An 18,770-nucleotide genomic window follows, 5' to 3' on the forward strand; every position below is an offset into this window, starting at 1 on the left:
TCAGCGCACCGAATGCGGCCGGTTCGCGCTGTCGTCGGGATCGCTGTCCCTGCCGGTGTCGGGCGCGGCGTGCCGTGGCCGGCGACGCGGACGCTCGAGGTGCGGTGCGATCGCGGCGAGAGCGTCCGGCGTCGTCATCGTCCAGTGCGTCGCGTCCACCGGATGCTCGTCGATGCCCCCGCGCACGAACTGGCCCCAGCAGGTCACCGGGTCCACGTGGAAACCGTCGTCGAGGGCGGCGGTGAAGAACACCAGATCGCCGTCGAACACCCTCGGCCGGTGTGCGTCGATCAGTTCGGGGGCCCGCAGCGCAGTTCCGTAGATCCGCTCGAGTTCCGGCGCGGTCAGTGCCGCCAGCGGCCCTCCGACGACCCGCAGCAACGCCGCCGCCCGCTCGGCGTCGAACTGCCCGTCCGGCGCGAGCTCGTCGAGCACACCGTCGTCCGGGAGGTCCAGGCCGACACCGCCGAGAAGATCCGCGGTGGTCGCGGAGTTCTCCACACTGCGGTCGAGCCCGACGTAGCTGTCGAGGAGCCCCAGCAGACGCACCTCCTCACCGGCATCCTGCAACTGCACCGCCATCTCGTGAGCGATGACCCCGCCCAGCGACCACCCCACCAGGTGGTACGGGCCGTGCGGCTGGATCGAACGGATCTCCCGGACGTAGCGGCCCGCGAAGTCGGTGATCGTCTCCAGATGCGGCTCGTCCTCGGTCAGCGCCGGCGACTGTAGCCCGTAGATCGGCCGGTCCTCGGTCAGCTCGCGGCTGAGGCCCGCGTAGCTCCACGCGAGCCCGATGAACGGATGCACGCAGAACAGCGGTTCCGCCGTCCCTCTCGACCGGATCGGGAGAAGCACGTCGAGTGACGCACCGGCACCGTCGACCCCGTCGTTCGTCCACTTCTGGATGCGCTGTCCCAGCGACTGCGGCGTGGGGTCGCTGAACATCCATTGCAACGGGAAGTCGATTCCCAACTCGGATCCGAGCGCGGGCGCGACCCGGGTGGCAATCAGCGAGTTGCCCCCGAGGTCGAAGAAGCTGTCCGTGACGCCGACGCGGTCGATGCCGAGCACGTCGGCGAACACCGCGGCGACGGCGCGCTCGGCCGCCGTCCGCGGGGCCTGATACTCGTCGGCCGCCGACCGGACCGCCGGTGCGGGCAGGGCCTGGCGGTCGAGTTTGCCGTTGACCGACAGCGGCAGGGTGTCCAGATGCACGACGTGCGCGGGGATCATGTACGACGGGACGCGGGCCGACAGGTGTGCGCGCACGTCGGACCAGTCGGCCGCGCGCCGCCCCACCAGGTATGCCACGAGGGCTTCCTCGCCGCGGTCGTCGCGGTGCACCACTACCACCGCCTGCATCACGTCCGAATGCGTCTCCAGCGCCGCCTCGATCTCCCCCAGCTCGATCCGCTGCCCCCGCAACTTCACCTGAAGATCGGTACGCCCCAGATATTCCAGAACCCCATCCGAGCGGCGACGCACAAGATCACCCGTCCTATACATCCGCCCACCAGCCACGTGCGGGTTCGCCACGAACCGATCCGCCGACAGATCCGCCCGATTCAGATACCCCCGCGCCAGCTGATCACCCGCCAGATACAACTCCCCCGCCACCCTGTTCGGCACCGGATGCAACCGGGAATCGAGCACATGCAACTGCGTGTTCCACACCGGACGCCCGATCGGCACCGTCAGTGTGTCCGCCGCACCAGTTTCCCAATGGGTGACGTCGACCGCGGCCTCCGTCGGACCGTACAGATTGTGCAGATCCGCACCACTGACCGCCCGGAACCGGGCCACCTGCTCCGGCGTCAGCGCCTCACCCGAACAGAACACCAACCGCAACGAATCACACTCCGCCGCAAGAGGTTCGGCAGTGAATACCGACAGCATCGACGGCACGAAGTGGGTGGTCGTCACGTGACGTTCCTGGACGAGCCCCGTCAGGTACCGCGGATCGCGGTGTCCGTCGGGTGCGGCGATCACCAGAGAGGCTCCCACCTGCAGCGGCCAGAACAGCTCCCACACCGACACGTCGAACGTCACCGGAGTCTTCTGCAGAACGACGTCCGCGCTGGTCAGGGTGTATTCGTGCTGCATCCACAGCAGGCGGTTCACGATCGCGCCATGAGTGACCGCGACGCCCTTCGGCCGGCCCGTCGACCCGGACGTGAAGATCACGTACGCCGTGTTCGCCGGGGACAGCGGCCGCAGCCGGTCCGCATCGGTGACGGGCGAGCTGGCGAAGCCGGAGACGTCCTCGGACGCGACGTCGATGACGGGGACCGATCCGCCGCCGGGGTGTCCGGCACCGCTGACCAGCACACATGCCGGCCGTGCGGTGTCGAGTACATACGCGGTCCGCTCGGCCGGATGGTCCGGATCCACCGGCAGGTACGCGCCACCCGCCTTCACCACGGCGTAAATCGCGACGAGCAGATCGATCGAACGGCGCATCGCGACCGCCACCACCGACTCGGGGCCGACGCCCTGCTCGACCAACCGGCGCGCCAGCCTGTTCACGCGGGCGTCGAAGTCGGCGTACGTCAATTCCTCCCGGTCGAAGACCACCGAGATCCGGTCGGGATCCGCCGCGACCCTCATGTCGAACAGCGACGCCAGGGTGCCGGCGAGCACATCGTGCGATGTCGCGTTGGTACCGGCGATCTGCTTCCGTTCGCCGCTGCCGAGGACGTCGATGTCGCCGACCGCGGTGTCCGGACTATCGGTGGCCGCCCGCAGAACCTGCAGGAACCGCTGCCCGAACACATACATGGACCGCTCGTCGAACAGGTCGGAGGCGTACGTGAGGCGGGCGGCGATCCCGTCCGGACCTCCCTCGGAGTCGAATTGCTCCATCAGGGTGAGCTGCAGATCGAACTTGGCAATGTCGACATCGAAGTCGACGCCGCTCACCGACAGGTCGCCCAGTTCCAGGGTCGCCTGGTCGAGGTTCTGGAACGTGAGCATCACCTGGAACAAGGGATGCCGCCCCGTGGACCGCGACGGATTGACGACCTCCACGAGGCGCTCGAACGGGACGTCCGCGTGGGAGAAGGCGGCGAGATCGGTCTCGCGCACGTCTGCGACCAGTTCGGCGAAAGACTTGCCTCCGTCGACCTGCTGGCGCAGGACCAGCGTGTTGACGAACATGCCGATCAGGTCGTCGAGTTCGCGTTCACCACGTCCCGCGACGGGGGTGCCGATGGCGATGTCACCGCTTCCGGAGAGTCGGCTCAGCAGCACCGCGAGCGCCGAGTGCACGAGCATGAACAGGGACGCGTTCGCGTCCCGCGCGGCGCCCAGGAGCGTGCCGTGCAGGTCGGCCGGCACGGCGAAGTCGACGGTGCCGCCCTGGTACGACGCGACCGCGGGACGCGGGCGGTCGGTGGGCAGGTCCAGCTGATCCGGTGCGCCCGCGAGGGTCTGCGTCCAGAACGCGAGTTGCCGGGCCGACACCGATTCGGGGTCGGTCTCGTCGCCGAGGAGTGCCCGCTGCCACAGTGCATAGTCGGCGTACTGCACCGGTAACGGAGCCCAGTCGGGGGTGGTGCCCGCCGACCGCGCCGCGTACGCCGTCATCACGTCGCGCACCATCGGCGCCATCGACCAGCCGTCGCCGGAGATGTGATGGACCACCAGGGCGAGAACGTGCTCCGCCGGGGACATGCGGAAGATCCGCACCCGCACCGGAACCTCCGTGGTGACGTCGAATCCGGTGGTCACCAGGGCGGCGATCAGAGCGGGCATCGTGGCCTCGTCCGTCGCGACGACGGACAGTGCGCCCCCTACCCGGTCGGTGGGCAGGATCACCTGGTGCGGACCGTCCGCGGAGTCCGGGTATACCGTCCGCAGCGACTCGTGCCTGCGGACGACGTCGGTGACCGCGTGCTGCAGTGCGTCGACGTCCAGCGCGCCCGACAGCCGGACCGCCGCGGGAATGTTGTGCACGGCGGAGTTCGGGTCGAACCTGTTGAGGAACCACATCCGTTGCTGCGCCGACGACAGCGGAATCCGTTCGGGACGCACTGCCGGCGTCAGCGTCGGGCGGGTGGGTGCGGTCGCGTCGATCGAATCCAGCAGTGCTGCAAGGGCGGCGACGGTGGGCGCCTCGAACAGGGTTCGAATCTCCACACGGCGCCCGAGTCGCTCGGACAGCCGGGCGACCACCCGGGTGGCGACGAGGGAGTTGCCACCCAGGTCGAAGAAGTTCGCGGCGGCGCCGACCTGTTCGACGCCGAGCACGTCGGCGAAGGCGGCGGCGACCGCTTCCTCGGTGGGTGTCGCGGGGGCGCGGTATTCGACTGTTGCCGAGGCGAAGTCGGGTGCGGGAAGGCCCTTGCGGTCGACTTTGCCGTTCGAGGTCAGGGGCAGTTGCGCGAGCACGACGAGGACGGCGGGAACCATGTAGTTCGGCACCGCGGCGCCGACCTCGGCCAGAACCGCGGCGGAGTCGACGGTGGCGCCGTCCTCGGGGACCACGTACGCGACCAGGGCGGTCCCGGTGTGTGGGTGCTGGTGGGCGATGACGACGGCCTGCCCCACCCCCGCGCTCGACACCAGTGCGGACTCGATCTCGCCGAGTTCGATGCGGAACCCGCGGACCTTCACCTGGAAGTCGGAGCGCTCGAGGTACTCGAGGACGCCCCTCCCGTCCCGGACGCGCCAGCGGACCACGTCACCGGTGCGGTAGAGCCGCGAACCGGGTGCGCCGAAGGGGTTGGCGACGAAGCGCTCGCCCGTCAGGTCGGCGCGCGCAACGTAGCCGCGGGCCAGCTGGTCGCCGGCCAGGTACAGCTCACCCGACACCCCGACGGGGACCGGGTTCAGCCGGGCATCCAGCACGAACACCTGTGTGTTCCACTCGGGTCCGCCGATGGGGACGGTGTCGACGTCGGTGGCGGTGTGTGTCCAGGCGGTCACGGACACGGCGGCCTCGGTGGGCCCGTACAGGTTGTGCAGTGCGACGGTGGCGAACCGGCGGCGGAAGCGGGCGGCGGTGTCGACGGGCAGCGCCTCGCCGATGCACAGCACCCGCCGCAGGGCCGGCTGCTCCCCCGCACCCGGGGTGGCCATGAAGGCCTCCAGCAGGGACGGCACGAAATGTGCTGTCGTGACGCGCTGCTGACGCATCAGGTCCGCCAGATAGGCCGGGTCGCGGTGACCGTCCGGGTGGGCGATGACGAGTCGGGCGCCCGAGGTCAGCGGCCAGAACAGTTCCCACACCGACAGGTCGAACGTGACGGGTGTCTTATGCACGACGGCGTCGGTGGTGTCGAGCGGGTATTCGTGCTGCTTCCAGCGGAGTTGGTTCGCGATGGCACCGTGTGTCACGGCGACACCCTTGGGTCTGCCGGTGGACCCGGACGTGAAGATCAGGTACGCCGTGTTCTCCGGCCGCAGCGGGGCGAGACGATGCGCATCGGTCACCGGTCCGCGTGGCGAGCCGGCGGGGTCGAGGGTGTCGATCTCGATGACCGGGACGGTCTCGGCGGCGAACCCGTCCGAGTATGTGGTGAGGATGCACACCGGGCGCGCAGTCTCGAGCACGTAGGCGAGTCGGTCGGCCGGATGGGCGAGATCGATCGGCAGGTACGCGCCGCCGGCTCGCAGCACCGCGTACATTCCGACCAGTAGTTCGATCGACCGGTTCATCGCCAGTCCCACCACGGTTTCCGGCCCCACCCCGCGATCGATCAGCAGGTGGGCGAGCCCGTCGACACGGCGGTCGAACTCCGCATACGTGAGTTCGGTGCCCTCGAAGACCACCGCGGCCTCGTCGGGAGTGCGCGCCACCTGGGCGGAGAACAGTTCGGCGAGGGTCGTCGGCGACAGATCGACGCCGGTGTCGTTGAATTCGGCGAGGACCGACTGCCGTTCGGGGCCGTCGAGCAGGTCGATGGCACCGACGGCCACGTCCGGATCCTGTACGACCGACTCGAGGACGCGGGTGAAGCGTTCCGCGAACGCCACCACGGTCGATTCGTCGAAGAGGTCGGTCGCGTACGTGAACTGGGCCTCGATCACGTCCGGGGCCCCGCCGGCGTCATGTTTCTCCGACAATGTCAGGTGCAGATCGAAGTTGGAGATCGTGTTCGGCACATCGAGTCCCTCGACGTGCAGCCCGGGAAGTTCGAGTGTGGTGGTGGCGAGGTTCTGGAACGAGAACGCGACCTGGAACAGCGGGTGGTGTGAGCGGGACCGGGCCGGGTTCAGCACGTCGACGAGGCGCTCGAACGGAATGTCGGAGTGCGCGAACGCACTCAGATCGGTAGAGCGTGCGTCGGCGAGGCTGTCCGCGAACGAACTCGCGAGGTCCACGTGGGTGCGCAGCACCAGGGTGTTCACGAACATGCCGACGAGTTCGTCGAGGGATTCCTCACCGCGGCCGGCGATGGGTGCGCCGACGGCGATGTCGGACTCGTTGCTCAGTCGCGCGAGCAGTACCGCGAGCGCGGTGTGCATCACCATGAACAGGGAGGTGTTCCGGCCGCGCGCGAGCGCCAGCAGGGCGCGGTGGGTGCCGGCGTCGACGGTGAACGGCACGTGCCCGCCCCGGTGCGACGCGACCGCGGGACGGGGACGGTCGGTCGGCAGGGGCAGCCGGTCCGGCAGACCCTCCAGGGCGCGGGTCCAGTACGCGATCTGAGCGGCGGCGACCGATTCGGGATCGGCCTCGTCGCCGAGGAGTTCCCGCTGCCACAGGCTGTAGTCGGCGTACTGCACCGGCAGCGGCGCCCAGCGGGGAACGTGTCCCTCGGCGCGGGCGGTGTAGGCGAGCATGACGTCGCGCGCCAGCGGGGCGAGTGACCAGCCGTCACCCGAGATGTGGTGGGCGACCATCACGAGCACGTAGTCGTCGGCGCCGACGCGGTACATCCGCGCTCGCAGGGGCACGTCCGCGGTCACGTCGAAGCCCGTCGTCACGAGTGCGAGCACCCGCTCGAGGATGTCGTCGGGGTGCGCCGCCACCGGTGTCAGGTCGGGCACCGCGTCCCCGGTGGGCACGATCACCTGGTGCGGACCGTCGGCGGAATCGGGATAGACGGTGCGCAGCGCCTCGTGCCGCCCGACGAGGTCGGCGATCGCGATCTGCATGGCACGCAGGTCCACCTCGCCCGACAGCCGGAGCGCGACCGGCAGGTTGTAGGCGGGCGATGCGGTGTCGAACTGGTTGATGAACCACATCCGCTGCTGGGCGAGCGAGAGCGGAATGTGTTCGGGCCGAGGCTTCGCCGTCAGCGCGGGGCGTCGCACACCGTGGGTGGTGGTCTCGATGATGCGTGCCGCGAGGGAGGCGACAGTCGGCGATTCGAACACTTCGCGGACACCGACGTGGACGTCGAGTGCCGCGTTGATCCGCGACACCACCTGCGTGGCGAGCAGCGAGTTGCCGCCGAGGTCGAAGAAGCTGTCGTGGATGCCGATCTCGGGCAACGCGAGGATGTCCGCGAAGATGCCGGCGACGATCACCTCCATCGGGTTCCGCGGTGCCTCGAATGTCGTGGCCGCGGCGGCGAAAATCGGCTCGGGTAGCGCTGCCCGGTCGAGCTTGCCTGCCGGGGTGAGCGGCAGGGCGTCGAGGAGGGTGACGGAGGCGGGAACCATGTAGGCGGGCAGGGTGCGCCCGACGAAGTTCGCGACCTCGACCCGGTCCACGTCCTCACCGGTGAACGGCAGCACGTACGCGACGAGGGAGGTCTCCCCGTTCGGGTGCTCGTACCCGATCGTGGTGGCGTACTCGATCTGGGGGTGTGCGGTGAGCGCGGCGTCGATCTCGCCGAGTTCGATGCGGAATCCGCGGATCTTCACCTGGTGGTCGGTGCGGCCGACGAAATCGAGGACGCGGTTCTCCCGCCACCGGACGAGGTCGCCGGTGCGGTACAGGAGGTCGCCGGGCTCGCCGTACGGGTCGGCGACGAAACGTTCGGCGGTCAGTCCCGGCCGTCCGAGGTAGCCGCGGGCGAGGCTCGGGCCTCCGACGTACAGTTCGCCCGGCACACCCACCGGCACGGGACGCAGCCGGCCGTCCAGCACGAGTGCCCGCACTCCGCGGCTCGGGCCGCCGATGGTGACCGGTTCACCGGCGCGGAGGGGTTCGGTGATGGACGACATGATCGTCGCCTCGCTGGGGCCGTACGCGTTGACCATGCGACGCCCCGGCGCCCAGCGCGCGACGAGTTCCGGCGGGCACACGTCACCGGCGACCACGACCACGGCGAGGTCGTCGAGCCCGTGATGATCCACCGACGCCAGCGCCGCCGGAGTGGAGAACGCATGGGTGACGTGCTCGGCGGCGAGCAGTTCCGCGAGTTCCGATCCGCCGTAGATCGTGGGCGGGGCGATGACCATGGTGGCTCCCGCCCCGAGTGCCATCAGCATCTCGAACACCGAGGCGTCGAAGCTCGGGGACGCGAAATGCAGTGTCCGCGAACGGGACGTGACACCGAGGAGCTCACGCTCGTCGGTCACCAGGTTCATCAGACCGCGATGTGTGACTGCGACCCCCTTGGGCCGGCCGGTGGATCCCGACGTGTAGATGACGTACGCCACCTGGTCGGACAGGATCGGCCGCATGCGGTCGCGGTTGGTGACCGGCAACCGGGATTCGTGGGTACAGCACACCTCGAGCGCCGGGTCGTCGAGGAGCATCCACCGGATCGAGTCCGGGAGAAGAGCCTGTTTCGCGGACACGGTGATCCCGACCATCGCCCCGGAGTCCTCCACCATGTGCAGGATGCGGTCCGCGGGATAGCCGGGGTCGACGGGCACGAACGCGGCACCGGTCTTGGCCACCGCCCACACGGCCACCACGGAGTCGAAGGACCGCGGCAGCGCCAGCGCGACCCGGGTTTCGGGTCCCACCCCCCTGTCGACGAGCAACCGGGCCAGCTGGTTCGACTGTTCGTCGAGGTCACGGTAGGTGAGGCTTTCCCCCTCGAAGACGACGGCGGCTCCGTCGGGTGCCGCGGCGACGGCGCCGGCCAGGATCTCGGGCAGCACCTGCACCGGTCGCGCGTCGGCGCCGCGCACCGGGGTGAGCGCCGCGTATTCCTCGTCGCCGAGGACCGGGATGTCGCCGATGGGCCGGTGGGGGTCGGCGACGACCGCCTCGAAGATCCGCTGCAGCCGGGTCGCGTACTCGGCGGCGGTGCTTTCGTCGAAAATGTCTGTCGCGTAGACCAGTTCGGCGTCGATTCCGGCTGCCTCGGCCGCGTCGTCGAGCCGCTCTATGAGCGTGAAGTGGAGGTCGAACTTCGCGATGCCGGCGTCGAGGGTGAGCGGTTCCACCGACAACCCCTCCAGTTCGAGTCGGTCGGCAGAGACCGCCTGCACGCCGAGCGCCACCTGGAACAGCGGGTGGTGCGAGGTGGAGCGGACCGGGCTCAGGACCTCTACCAGCCGCTCGAACGGCAGATCCGCGTGGGCGAACGCCTCGAGGTCGACGTCCCGGGCCTGCTCGAGCAGCGACACGAACGACGCTCCCGGGTCCAGCGTCGTGCGCAACACGAGGGTGTTGACGAACATGCCGATGATGTCGTCGAGCTCCACCCGGCCGCGGCCGGCAATGGCCGTGCCGACGGTGATGTCGGAGGTGGTGCTGAGCCGGCCCAGCAGGACGCTGAGCGCGGCGTGGGCGACCATGAAGATGCTGGCGCCGTGCGTGCGTGCCAGCTCGGCCAGGGCCCGGTGCGTGTCGGCGTCCAGGGCGAAACGGGTTGCCGCACCCCGATGCGACGGAACGGCCGGCCTGCCCCGGTCGCCCGGCAGGTACAGCTGGTCCGGGACACCGGCGAGTGTCCGGGTCCAATACTCGAGTTGCGCGGCGGCGAGGCTGCCCGGGTCGGACTCGGCGCCGAGCACCTCCCGCTGCCACAGCGCGTAGTCGGCGTACTGCACCGGCAGCGGCGCCCAGGTGGGCACCTGGCCTGCCGCGCGGCTCGCGTACGCGATCATCACGTCCCGGATCAGCGGTTCCATGGACACGCCGTCGGCGGAGATGTGATGGACGACGAGTGCGAGCACGTGCTCGGCGTCGCCGAGCGAGTACACCTTCACCCGCAGTGGCACGGCCTGGGAGACGTCGAAGCCGGTCAGCAGGAACTGCTGGAGATCCGCGCGCAGCCCGGTCTCGCTCACGCGGACCGGTGCGACGTCGGGGGTGAACTCTCCGGGCTCGAGGATCACCTGGTGCGGTCCGCCCCGGGAATCGGGGAAGACGGTCCGCAGCGGTTCGTGCCGGGTGATCAGATCGTCGATCGCGGCGGCCAGAGCCGCAATGTCCAGCGGTCCGGTCAGCCGGACGGCCGCGGGCAGGTTGTACGTCGCCGACGAGGTGTCGAATTGGTTGAGGAACCACATCCGCTGCTGTGCGAGTGACAGCGGGATCCGGTCGGGACGCGGCTGCGGCACGAGGGCTGGTGCGGCGGAAGCGCCGTCGCCGGCCCTGGACATACGCGGCGCCAGCGAATCTGCCAGCGCGAGGACGGTCGGGGCTTCGAAGATGTCACGCACCGTGACCCGGATGTCGAGTAGGGCGCCCACCCGGGCGGTCACCCGCGTCGCGGAGAGCGAGTTACCACCTGCATCGAAGAAATCCGTGTCGAGACCGATGTCCGTACCGCCCAGCACTTCGGCAAACGCGTCCGCGATCGACCGCTCCAGTGCGTTCCGCGGCGCCCGGTACACGATCTCCTTGACTGCCGCGCCGAAGTCCGGCGCGGGCAGGGCGCCCCGGTCGAGTTTGCCATTCGGGGTCAGAGGGATGGTGTCCAGGAACACCAGCGCCGCCGGAACCATGTACCCCGGCAATGCCTGACGCAGGAACGCGAGCAGAGCTGCCGAATCACGGTCGGCGCCCTCACCGACGAGCACGTGCGATGCCAGTCGTGTTTCCGATGGAGACTTGTAGCCGAGGGTGGCAGCGAATTCGACATCGGGATGTGCGTTGAGGGCGGCATCGATCTCGCCGAGTTCGATACGAAGTCCACGGACCTTGACCTGGTGGTCGGAGCGGCCGAGGTATTCGATCGCATGTCCGGGAAGAGTTCCATCGGTCATGCTGCCGGTCACACCGGAATGCACTGCGCGCCAGCGCACTATGTCACCGGTGCGGTACATCCGGGCACCCGCGGCGTCGAACGGACTGGCCACGAATCGGTTTGCCGTGAGCGCGGCACGCTTGTGATATCCGCGGGCCAGAGCCGGTCCCAGCAGGTACAACTCTCCCACGACACCGACCGGCACGGGCCTCAACCTCGAATCGAGAACCACGGCGGCGACGCCGGGCAGCGGCCCGCCGATGGTGATGTCTCCGCCCGGGTCGAGCACCGAGCTGAACGTGGCGCCCACCGTCACTTCGGTGGGACCGTACCCGTTGACGAGTTCGATCCGGTCAGCCCATCGCGCCACCGTCTCCGGTGGGCAGGCGTCGCCGCCGACGACGATCGACCGTAGATCGTCCAGTCCCTCCGGGTCGACCGACGCCAGAGCGGCATTCGTGATGGTCATGTGCGTGACGCGCTCGGACTGCAGCACCTCGTGCAGCTCTGTGCCGCCGTACACACCGGGCGGACAGACCACCAGCGCGGCCCCGGAAGTGTGGGCCAGGAGCAGTTCGAGGACGGACAGGTCGAACGTCGGGGACGCGAGGTGCGCGACCCGGGACTCCGCGGTGGCCCGCACTGCGGTGGTATACGCGCCGGCGAGATTCGCGAGACCGCGGTGGGAGACCACGACGCCCTTGGGCAGTCCCGTCGAACCCGACGTGTAGATGAGATAGGCGGGATGATCGACGTGCAGAGCGGATGTGCGGTCCGCGTCCCCGACCGGCTCCGTGCTCGCCGAGGACAATTCGCGGAGCACCTCCGGGTCGTCGAACACGAGCCAGTCGGTCACACCCGGGAGGTGTTCGGCGAACTCGGCGCGGGTGACACCGACGACGACTCCCGAATCCCGCAGAATGTGCGCGATGCGGTCCACCGGATGCGCGGGGTCGATCGGAACATAGGCCGCACCGGTCTTGGCAGCGGCCCACACGCACAGCACCGACTCGACGGAGCGCGGCAATGCCACTGCGACGTAGGTTTCCGGGCCGACGCCCATCCCGATGAGTGCACGTGCCAGCTGCGTCGATCGCCGGTCCAATTCGCGGTAGTCGACCGAGACACCGTCGAAGACGAGCGCAGTCGAATCCGGATACCGTTCCGCCGTCGCGACGAGCAGCTCCGGAAGGGTGGCGTTCGCGAGAGGCGGCCCGCCCCACACCGGTGCGAGGGACTGTTGCTCGGCGGCACCCAGGATGGCGATATCGCCGACGGCGATGTCGGCGGCGGCAGCGACCGCCTCGAGGATCCGCAGGAATCGGTCCGCGAATCCCGCGACCGTGGCGCGTTCGAATAGTTCCGATGCGAACGTGAAGGCACCGGAGATCCCGTGGTGGTGTCCGGCGTCGTCCACGGTTTCGGCGAGCGCCAGATCCAGATCGAACTTCGCGATGTGGGGATCGAAGTCGACGGCCTCCACCACCAACTGCGTCAGTTCCAGCTTCACCGGTCGCAGGTTCTGGAAGGCGAACATCACCTGGAACAGCGGGTGCCGATCGGACGACCGGGTGGGACGCAGGATCTCGACGAGCCGGTCGAAGGGAACCTCTGTGTCCTGGAACGCCGTGAGATCGACATCGCGCACCTGTTCCAGGAGAGCGCCGAAACTCTCGCCGGGGTGAAGCCGTGTGCGCAAGGCCAGGGTGTTCACGAACATTCCGACGAGCGGGTCGAGTCCCTCGTCGCCGCGGCCGGCGACGGGTGTGCCGATCACGATGTCCGTGCTGCCGCTGAGCCTGTGCAGGAGCGTCGCGAACGCAGCATGAACGACCATGAACAGCGTGGTGCCGCCCTTCTGGGCGCGCTCGACCAGCCCCCGGTGGGTGTCGGCACCGATCACGAAGTCCACCCGTTCGCCGCGGTGCGACGCTACCGCGGGACGAGGGTGGTCCGTAGGCAGATCGATTGCCTCGGGTGCACCGTCCAGAGCCGCACGCCAACGCTCGATCTGCTTGGCGGACAGACTGTCCGGATCGTCCTCGGCGCCGAGCAGTTCCCGCTGCCAGACACTGTAGTCGGCGTACTGGACGGGTAGCGGCTCCCAGGACGGCGCCAGCCCTTCCACTCGGGATGCATATGCGGCCATCACGTCGGCGGCGAGCGGACCGAACGACCATCCGTCTGCAGCGATGTGGTGCGCGACGAGCAGCAGCACATGTTCGGAACGGTTCTCCCGGAACAGGTGGATTCGGAACGGGATCTCCCCGGTCACGTCGAAACCGGCGGCCGCGTACTCGGCGATCCGGAGCATCAGCTGGTCCGGCGCGGTTCGGATCGGTGTGAGATCGAACTCTGCCGCGGCGGCCGGCAGGACCTCCTGATGCGCACCGTCCGCCGAACCCGGATACACGGTCCGCAACGACTCGTGACGTTCGAGAACGTCACCGAGCGCTGCACGCAAGGCCGGGAGGTCGATCCGGCCCGACATCCGCAGTGCGAGTGGGATGTTGTACGCAGAGGACGAAGGATCGAACTGGTTGAGGAACCAGATCCGCTGCTGCGCCAGCGACAACGGGATCCGTCCCGGACGCTCGCGCCGCGTCAGCGCGGGCCGCCCCGAGGGCGCGTCCGGCCCCGACGTGGCCACTGCGGACACCAGTTGACGCACAGTGGGGTTGTCGAACAGTGTGCGAACGGAGACACGGGTGCCGAACGCCGAACCGACCCGGGAAACCACCTGGGTGGCGGACAACGAGTTGCCACCGAGAGCGAAGAAGTTGTCGTCCACACCGATACGTGATTCGCCCAGCACATCCGCGAACGCTGCGGCGACGGCGAGCTCGTCCGCCGTGTTCGGTGCGGTGAATCGGGTGTGGCTCGCGAACACGGGTTCGGGGAGGGCGCGGCGGTCGAGCTTGCCCGCCGGTGTCAGCGGGATCGAGTCGAGAACCATGATCGAACCGGGGACCATGTGCGCAGGCAACGCCCCGCCGACGAATGCGGTCAGGTCGTCGACGTCGACGTCGTTCCCCGACGCAGCACAGACATAGGTGACCAGTGCTGTGACGCCGGATTCGGTGTCGTGCGCGACGGTCGCGGCGAATCCGACCGCAGGATGCGCTCGGAACACGGAGTCGATCTCACCGAGTTCCACTCGGAATCCGCGAATCTTCACTTGGAAGTCGCTGCGCCCGACGTATTCGATGACGTACGTCCCGGTGCGGGACTCGACCCACCGGACGAGGTCGCCGGTGCGGTACATCCGCCGGCCGGGTGCGCCGTGGGGGTTCGCGACGAAACGCTCCGCGGTGAGACCGAGGCGCTGGTGGTAGCCGCGGGCAAGCGCTGGTCCCGACACGTACAGCTCCCCCGGCACACCGGGGGGCACGGGATGCAGCCGCGCATCGAGGACGAACGCCTCGACACCGCGCACAGGGCCGCCGATGGTCATCCGCTCGCCGACCATCAGCGGTCCACTCTGCGTCACCATCATCGAGGACTCGGTCGGCCCGTAGCCGTTGAACAGTGCCCGCCCCGGTACCCAACGCTCGGCGAGGTCGGCCCCCCAGGCCTCTCCGCCGACGACGATGACGGCGAGTTCATCGAGTCCCGTGGGATCGACGGACGCCAACGCGGCCGGGGTGATGAAGGCGTGCGTGACTCTCTGCTCGCCCAGGAGTTCGGCGAGCTCCGTACCGCCGTACACCGAGTGGGGAACGACTACCATCGTCGCGCCCCCGCAGAAGGCCATCAGATACTCGAACACGGAGGCGTCGAAACTGGGTGATGCGAAGTGCAGGGTCCGGGCGTCGGCGGTGAGTTCGTACTCGTCGGCCAGCTCCGTCAGGAGGTTCGCGAGCCCCGAATGTGTGACGGCGACGCCCTTGGGCAGTCCGGTGGATCCGGACGTGTAGATGAGGTAGGCGAGTTGGTCCGCGTGCATCCGTCCGAGGCGATCGGCCGCTGTCATCGCCGCCGGGGAATGGGACGCCACCAGCGCAGCGTGGTCGGGATCGTCCATCACCAGCCACTGCGTCGAGTCGGGCAATCCGCCGCGGAACTCGATCGTCGTGAGGCCGAGCGCGGCTCCCGAATCGCCGAGCATGTGTGCGATCCGTTCGGCCGGGTAGCTCGGGTCCACCGGCACGAACGCGGCACCTGTCTTGGCAACGGCCCAGACGGCGAGCACCGATTCGATCGAGCGGGCCAGCGCGACGGCCACGAACGTCTCGGGGCCGGCTCCGGCCTCGATCAATTCGCGCGCCCAGAGGTTGGATCGCCGGTCCAGTTCTCCGTAGGTCATCGAACGGCCGCCGAAGACGAGCGCAGTCGCGGACGGGTCGGCCGCCGACTCGGCCAGGACTTCGGGCAGCAGTCGAGTAGGTCGACTCGGTGCCCCGCGAACCGGTGCCAGGCGGGCCCTCTCGGCCTCGTCGAGGAGATTCACGTCGCCGACCACCGTGGTGGGGTCTGCGATCACCGTTTCGAAGATTCTCACGAGCTGCACCGCGTACCGGCGCACAGTAACGTCGTCGAACAAGTCTGCGGCGTAGGTGAACTCGGCGCGCATACCCGACGGAACGCCCGCGGGGTCGATGGTCTCTCCCAATGTCAGCTGCAGGTCGAATTTCGCGACGCGCGCGTCGATGTCCTCGACACGCACCCGGAGTCCGGGGAGTTCGATGTCGTCGAGTGCCGTCGGCTGCATCGACAGCGCAGTCTGGATGAGCGGGTGATGCGCGGACGTCCGCACGGGGTCGAGAACGTCGACGAGACGCTCGAAGGGGAGGTCCGCGTGGCCGAATGCCCCGATGTCGCCGTCGCGCACCCGCGTCAGCAACTCCGCGAACGTCTCGGCGCCCTCGATGCGCGTGCGGAGCACGAGCGTGTTGACGAACATTCCGACCAGGTTGTCGAGAACGCGTTCGCCACGTCCGGCGATCGGCGCTCCGACGGCGATATCGTCCGACGCGGACAAGCGGGCCAACAGGAGCGCGAAGGCAGCGTGCGCCACCATGAAGACCGTGGCTCCGTGTTCGCGCGCCAACCGCTCGATGCCGCTGTGGATCTCGGGGGTGATGGTGAAGCCCACGGATCCCCCGGCGTAGGACTGCTCGGTCCGGCGTGGGCGGTCGAAGGGGAGTTTCAGCTCGTCTGGGAGTCCGTCGAGCGTCCGCGTCCAGTACTCGAGTTGGCGTCGGGCGAGGGACTCCGGCTCGTCCTCGCTGCCGAGAACCGCCCTGTGCCACAGACTGTAGTCGGCGTACTGGACCGCGAGCGGAATCCACTCCGGACTGCGGGACTCTGCTCGGGCCGCGTACGCGGTCATGACATCCCCGCCGAGAGGTCCGAACGACCAACCGTCGGCGGCGATGTGATGCAGCGTGATCGCCAGGACATGGTCGCCGGGACCGGTACGGAACAGCGTGGCCCGTACCGGCAATTCCTCGGACACGTCGAATCCGCGGGACGCGAACGCGACCATCCGGGAATCGAGCTCGCCCTCCGGTACGTCCACGACCTCGAGGGGCATCGAGAGATCCGCCGCGGACACGACGACCTGAGCGGGTCCGTCCTCGGTGTCGGGGAAAACGGTACGAAGCGACTCGTGACGTCCGACGACGTCGTCGAGTGCCTGCGACAACGCTGCGACATCGAGAGCACCGGACATGCGGACCGCGAGCGGCAGGTTGTACGCGGGCGAGGCCGGGTCGAACTGGTTGATGAACCACATCCGCTGCTGCGCCGGTGACAGCGGTATCCGGGCCGGTCGCTGCACCGCGGACAGCACCGGGCGCGCGCCTCCTGCGGCCGTGGGCTCGGCGAGGCGAAGAGCCAACTCGGCGACCGTGGGCGCGGTGAACACATCGCGCACAGACAGTCCGGTGCCCGACGACTCACCGAGCCGCGCCGCCACTCGTGTGACGGAGAGCGAGTTGCCGCCGAGGTCGAAGAAGTTGTCGTGCGCACCGACCCGGCCCGAACCGAGCACGTCCGCGAACACTGCCGCGACCGTGCGCTCGGCCGCATTTCGCGGTGCGATGTACTCGGTGGCAACGTGGAATTCAGGGTCGGGCAACTCCTTGCGATCGAGCTTCCCGCTGGTGTTCAGCGGGAACTCGTCGAGCACTGTGATCGCGGACGGCACCATGTACGACGGCAGGGATTCCGAAGCCTGTCGGCGAAGCTCCGCACCGTCCAGCTCGCCTCCGGGTGTACCGACGACGTACGCGACCAGATGATCGCCGACGGTGGTGTCGGAGTACACCGACACGACGGCCCCGGTGACCGCCGGGTGCGACCGGAGCACTGTCTCGATCTCGCCGAGTTCGATGCGCTGACCACGGAACTTCACCTGGAAGTCGGTACGTCCGATGTAGACGAGCGCTCCCGCCGACGTCCATCGCACGAGGTCGCCGGTGCGGTACATGCGCTCACCCGTGCGTCCGAACGGGTTCGCGACGAATCGATCGGAAGTGAGATCGACGCGGCCGAGGTATCCGCGTGCGAGCTGAGCACCGCCGAGGTAGAGCTCCCCCGGAACACCGACGGGAACCGGGTGCAGCCGGGAATCGAGCACGTAGGCCTGGGTATTCCATTCCGGCACACCGATCGGCACGTTCGTGGTGTCGGCTTCACCGGTCTTCCAGTACGTCACCGACACTGCGGCCTCGGTGGGCCCGTACAGGTTGTGCAGTCCGGCCGCGGAGAGTTCCCGGAAACGCTGGACGGTCGCGGGCGGCAGCGCTTCGCCGATGACGAACACATGCCGCAGCGAACGGCACGACCCCACGGCGGCGGCAGCGACGAACACGTCGAGCATGGACGGCACGAAATCGGTGACCGTCACCGAACGCTCGTCGATGACCCGAGTCAGATAGGCAGGCTCTCGATGCCCGTCCGGAGTGGCCAGCACCATCGTGGCACCCACCTGCAGGGGCCAGAAGTAACCCCACAACGACACGTCGAACGTGGTTGCGGTCTTCTGCAACCACACATCCCGATCGGTGAGTGTGTACTCCGACTGCATCCAGAGCAGTTGATTCACGATGGCCGCATGCGGTACCGCGACTCCCTTGGGCTTGCCGGTGGAGCCGGACGTGTAGATGACGTACGCAGGGTGTGCAGGCCGCAACGGTTCGATACGTTCGGCGTCGGTCAACGGCGCCGTGGAGACACCCGAAAGGTCGAGAGTGTCGAGGTCCGCCACGGGGATCCCGTTCGGCAGGTCCGGTCGGTCGGCCGAGGTGGTCAGTACGCACACCGGCTGTGCCGACCCGAGCACGTAACTCGTTCGCTCTGCCGGGTGATCGGGATCGACCGGCACGTATGCACCACCGGCCTTGAGTACGGCGTAGATTCCGACGACCAGTTCCAGCGACCGCCGCATCACCACGGCCACTCGGGTTTCGGGGGCCACACCCAGTGCGATCAGATGCCGGGCAAGCTGGTTCGCGCGCGCATCGAGGGCTGCGTACGTCAGTACGTCACCGTCGAAATCGACGGCAACAGCATCGGGTGTACGCGCCGCCTGCGCCTCGAACGACGTCAGCAGCGTCGACTCCGGCACGTGGTGGTCGGTGGCGTTCCACTCGTGCATCACCCGCGCGTACTCGCCCGGGATGAATCCGGTGACCTCGGCTACCGCGGCGGAGGGCTCTGCGATCAACGCACGGATGACCGAATCGAGCCGCGCCGCAATCAGCTTCGCCTCGTCGC

General features: G+C 68.6%; 1 protein-coding gene (running past one end of the window). It reads right to left on the reverse strand.

What is annotated here, in order from left to right; all coding sequences use genetic code 11:
* On the reverse strand, positions 1–18,770 hold the 3' portion of the coding sequence (locus tag ACFVJ3_RS17090; protein ID WP_378453152.1) for a non-ribosomal peptide synthase/polyketide synthase. Its footprint extends 12,280 nt past the window's final position; the window shows 18,770 of its 31,050 coding nt (coding positions 12,281–31,050); the start codon falls outside the window, past its right edge; its stop codon occupies positions 1–3.

It is taken from the genome of Rhodococcus sp. NPDC127593 (genome assembly GCF_042671975.1).
GTDB lineage: Bacteria > Actinomycetota > Actinomycetes > Mycobacteriales > Mycobacteriaceae > Rhodococcus_F.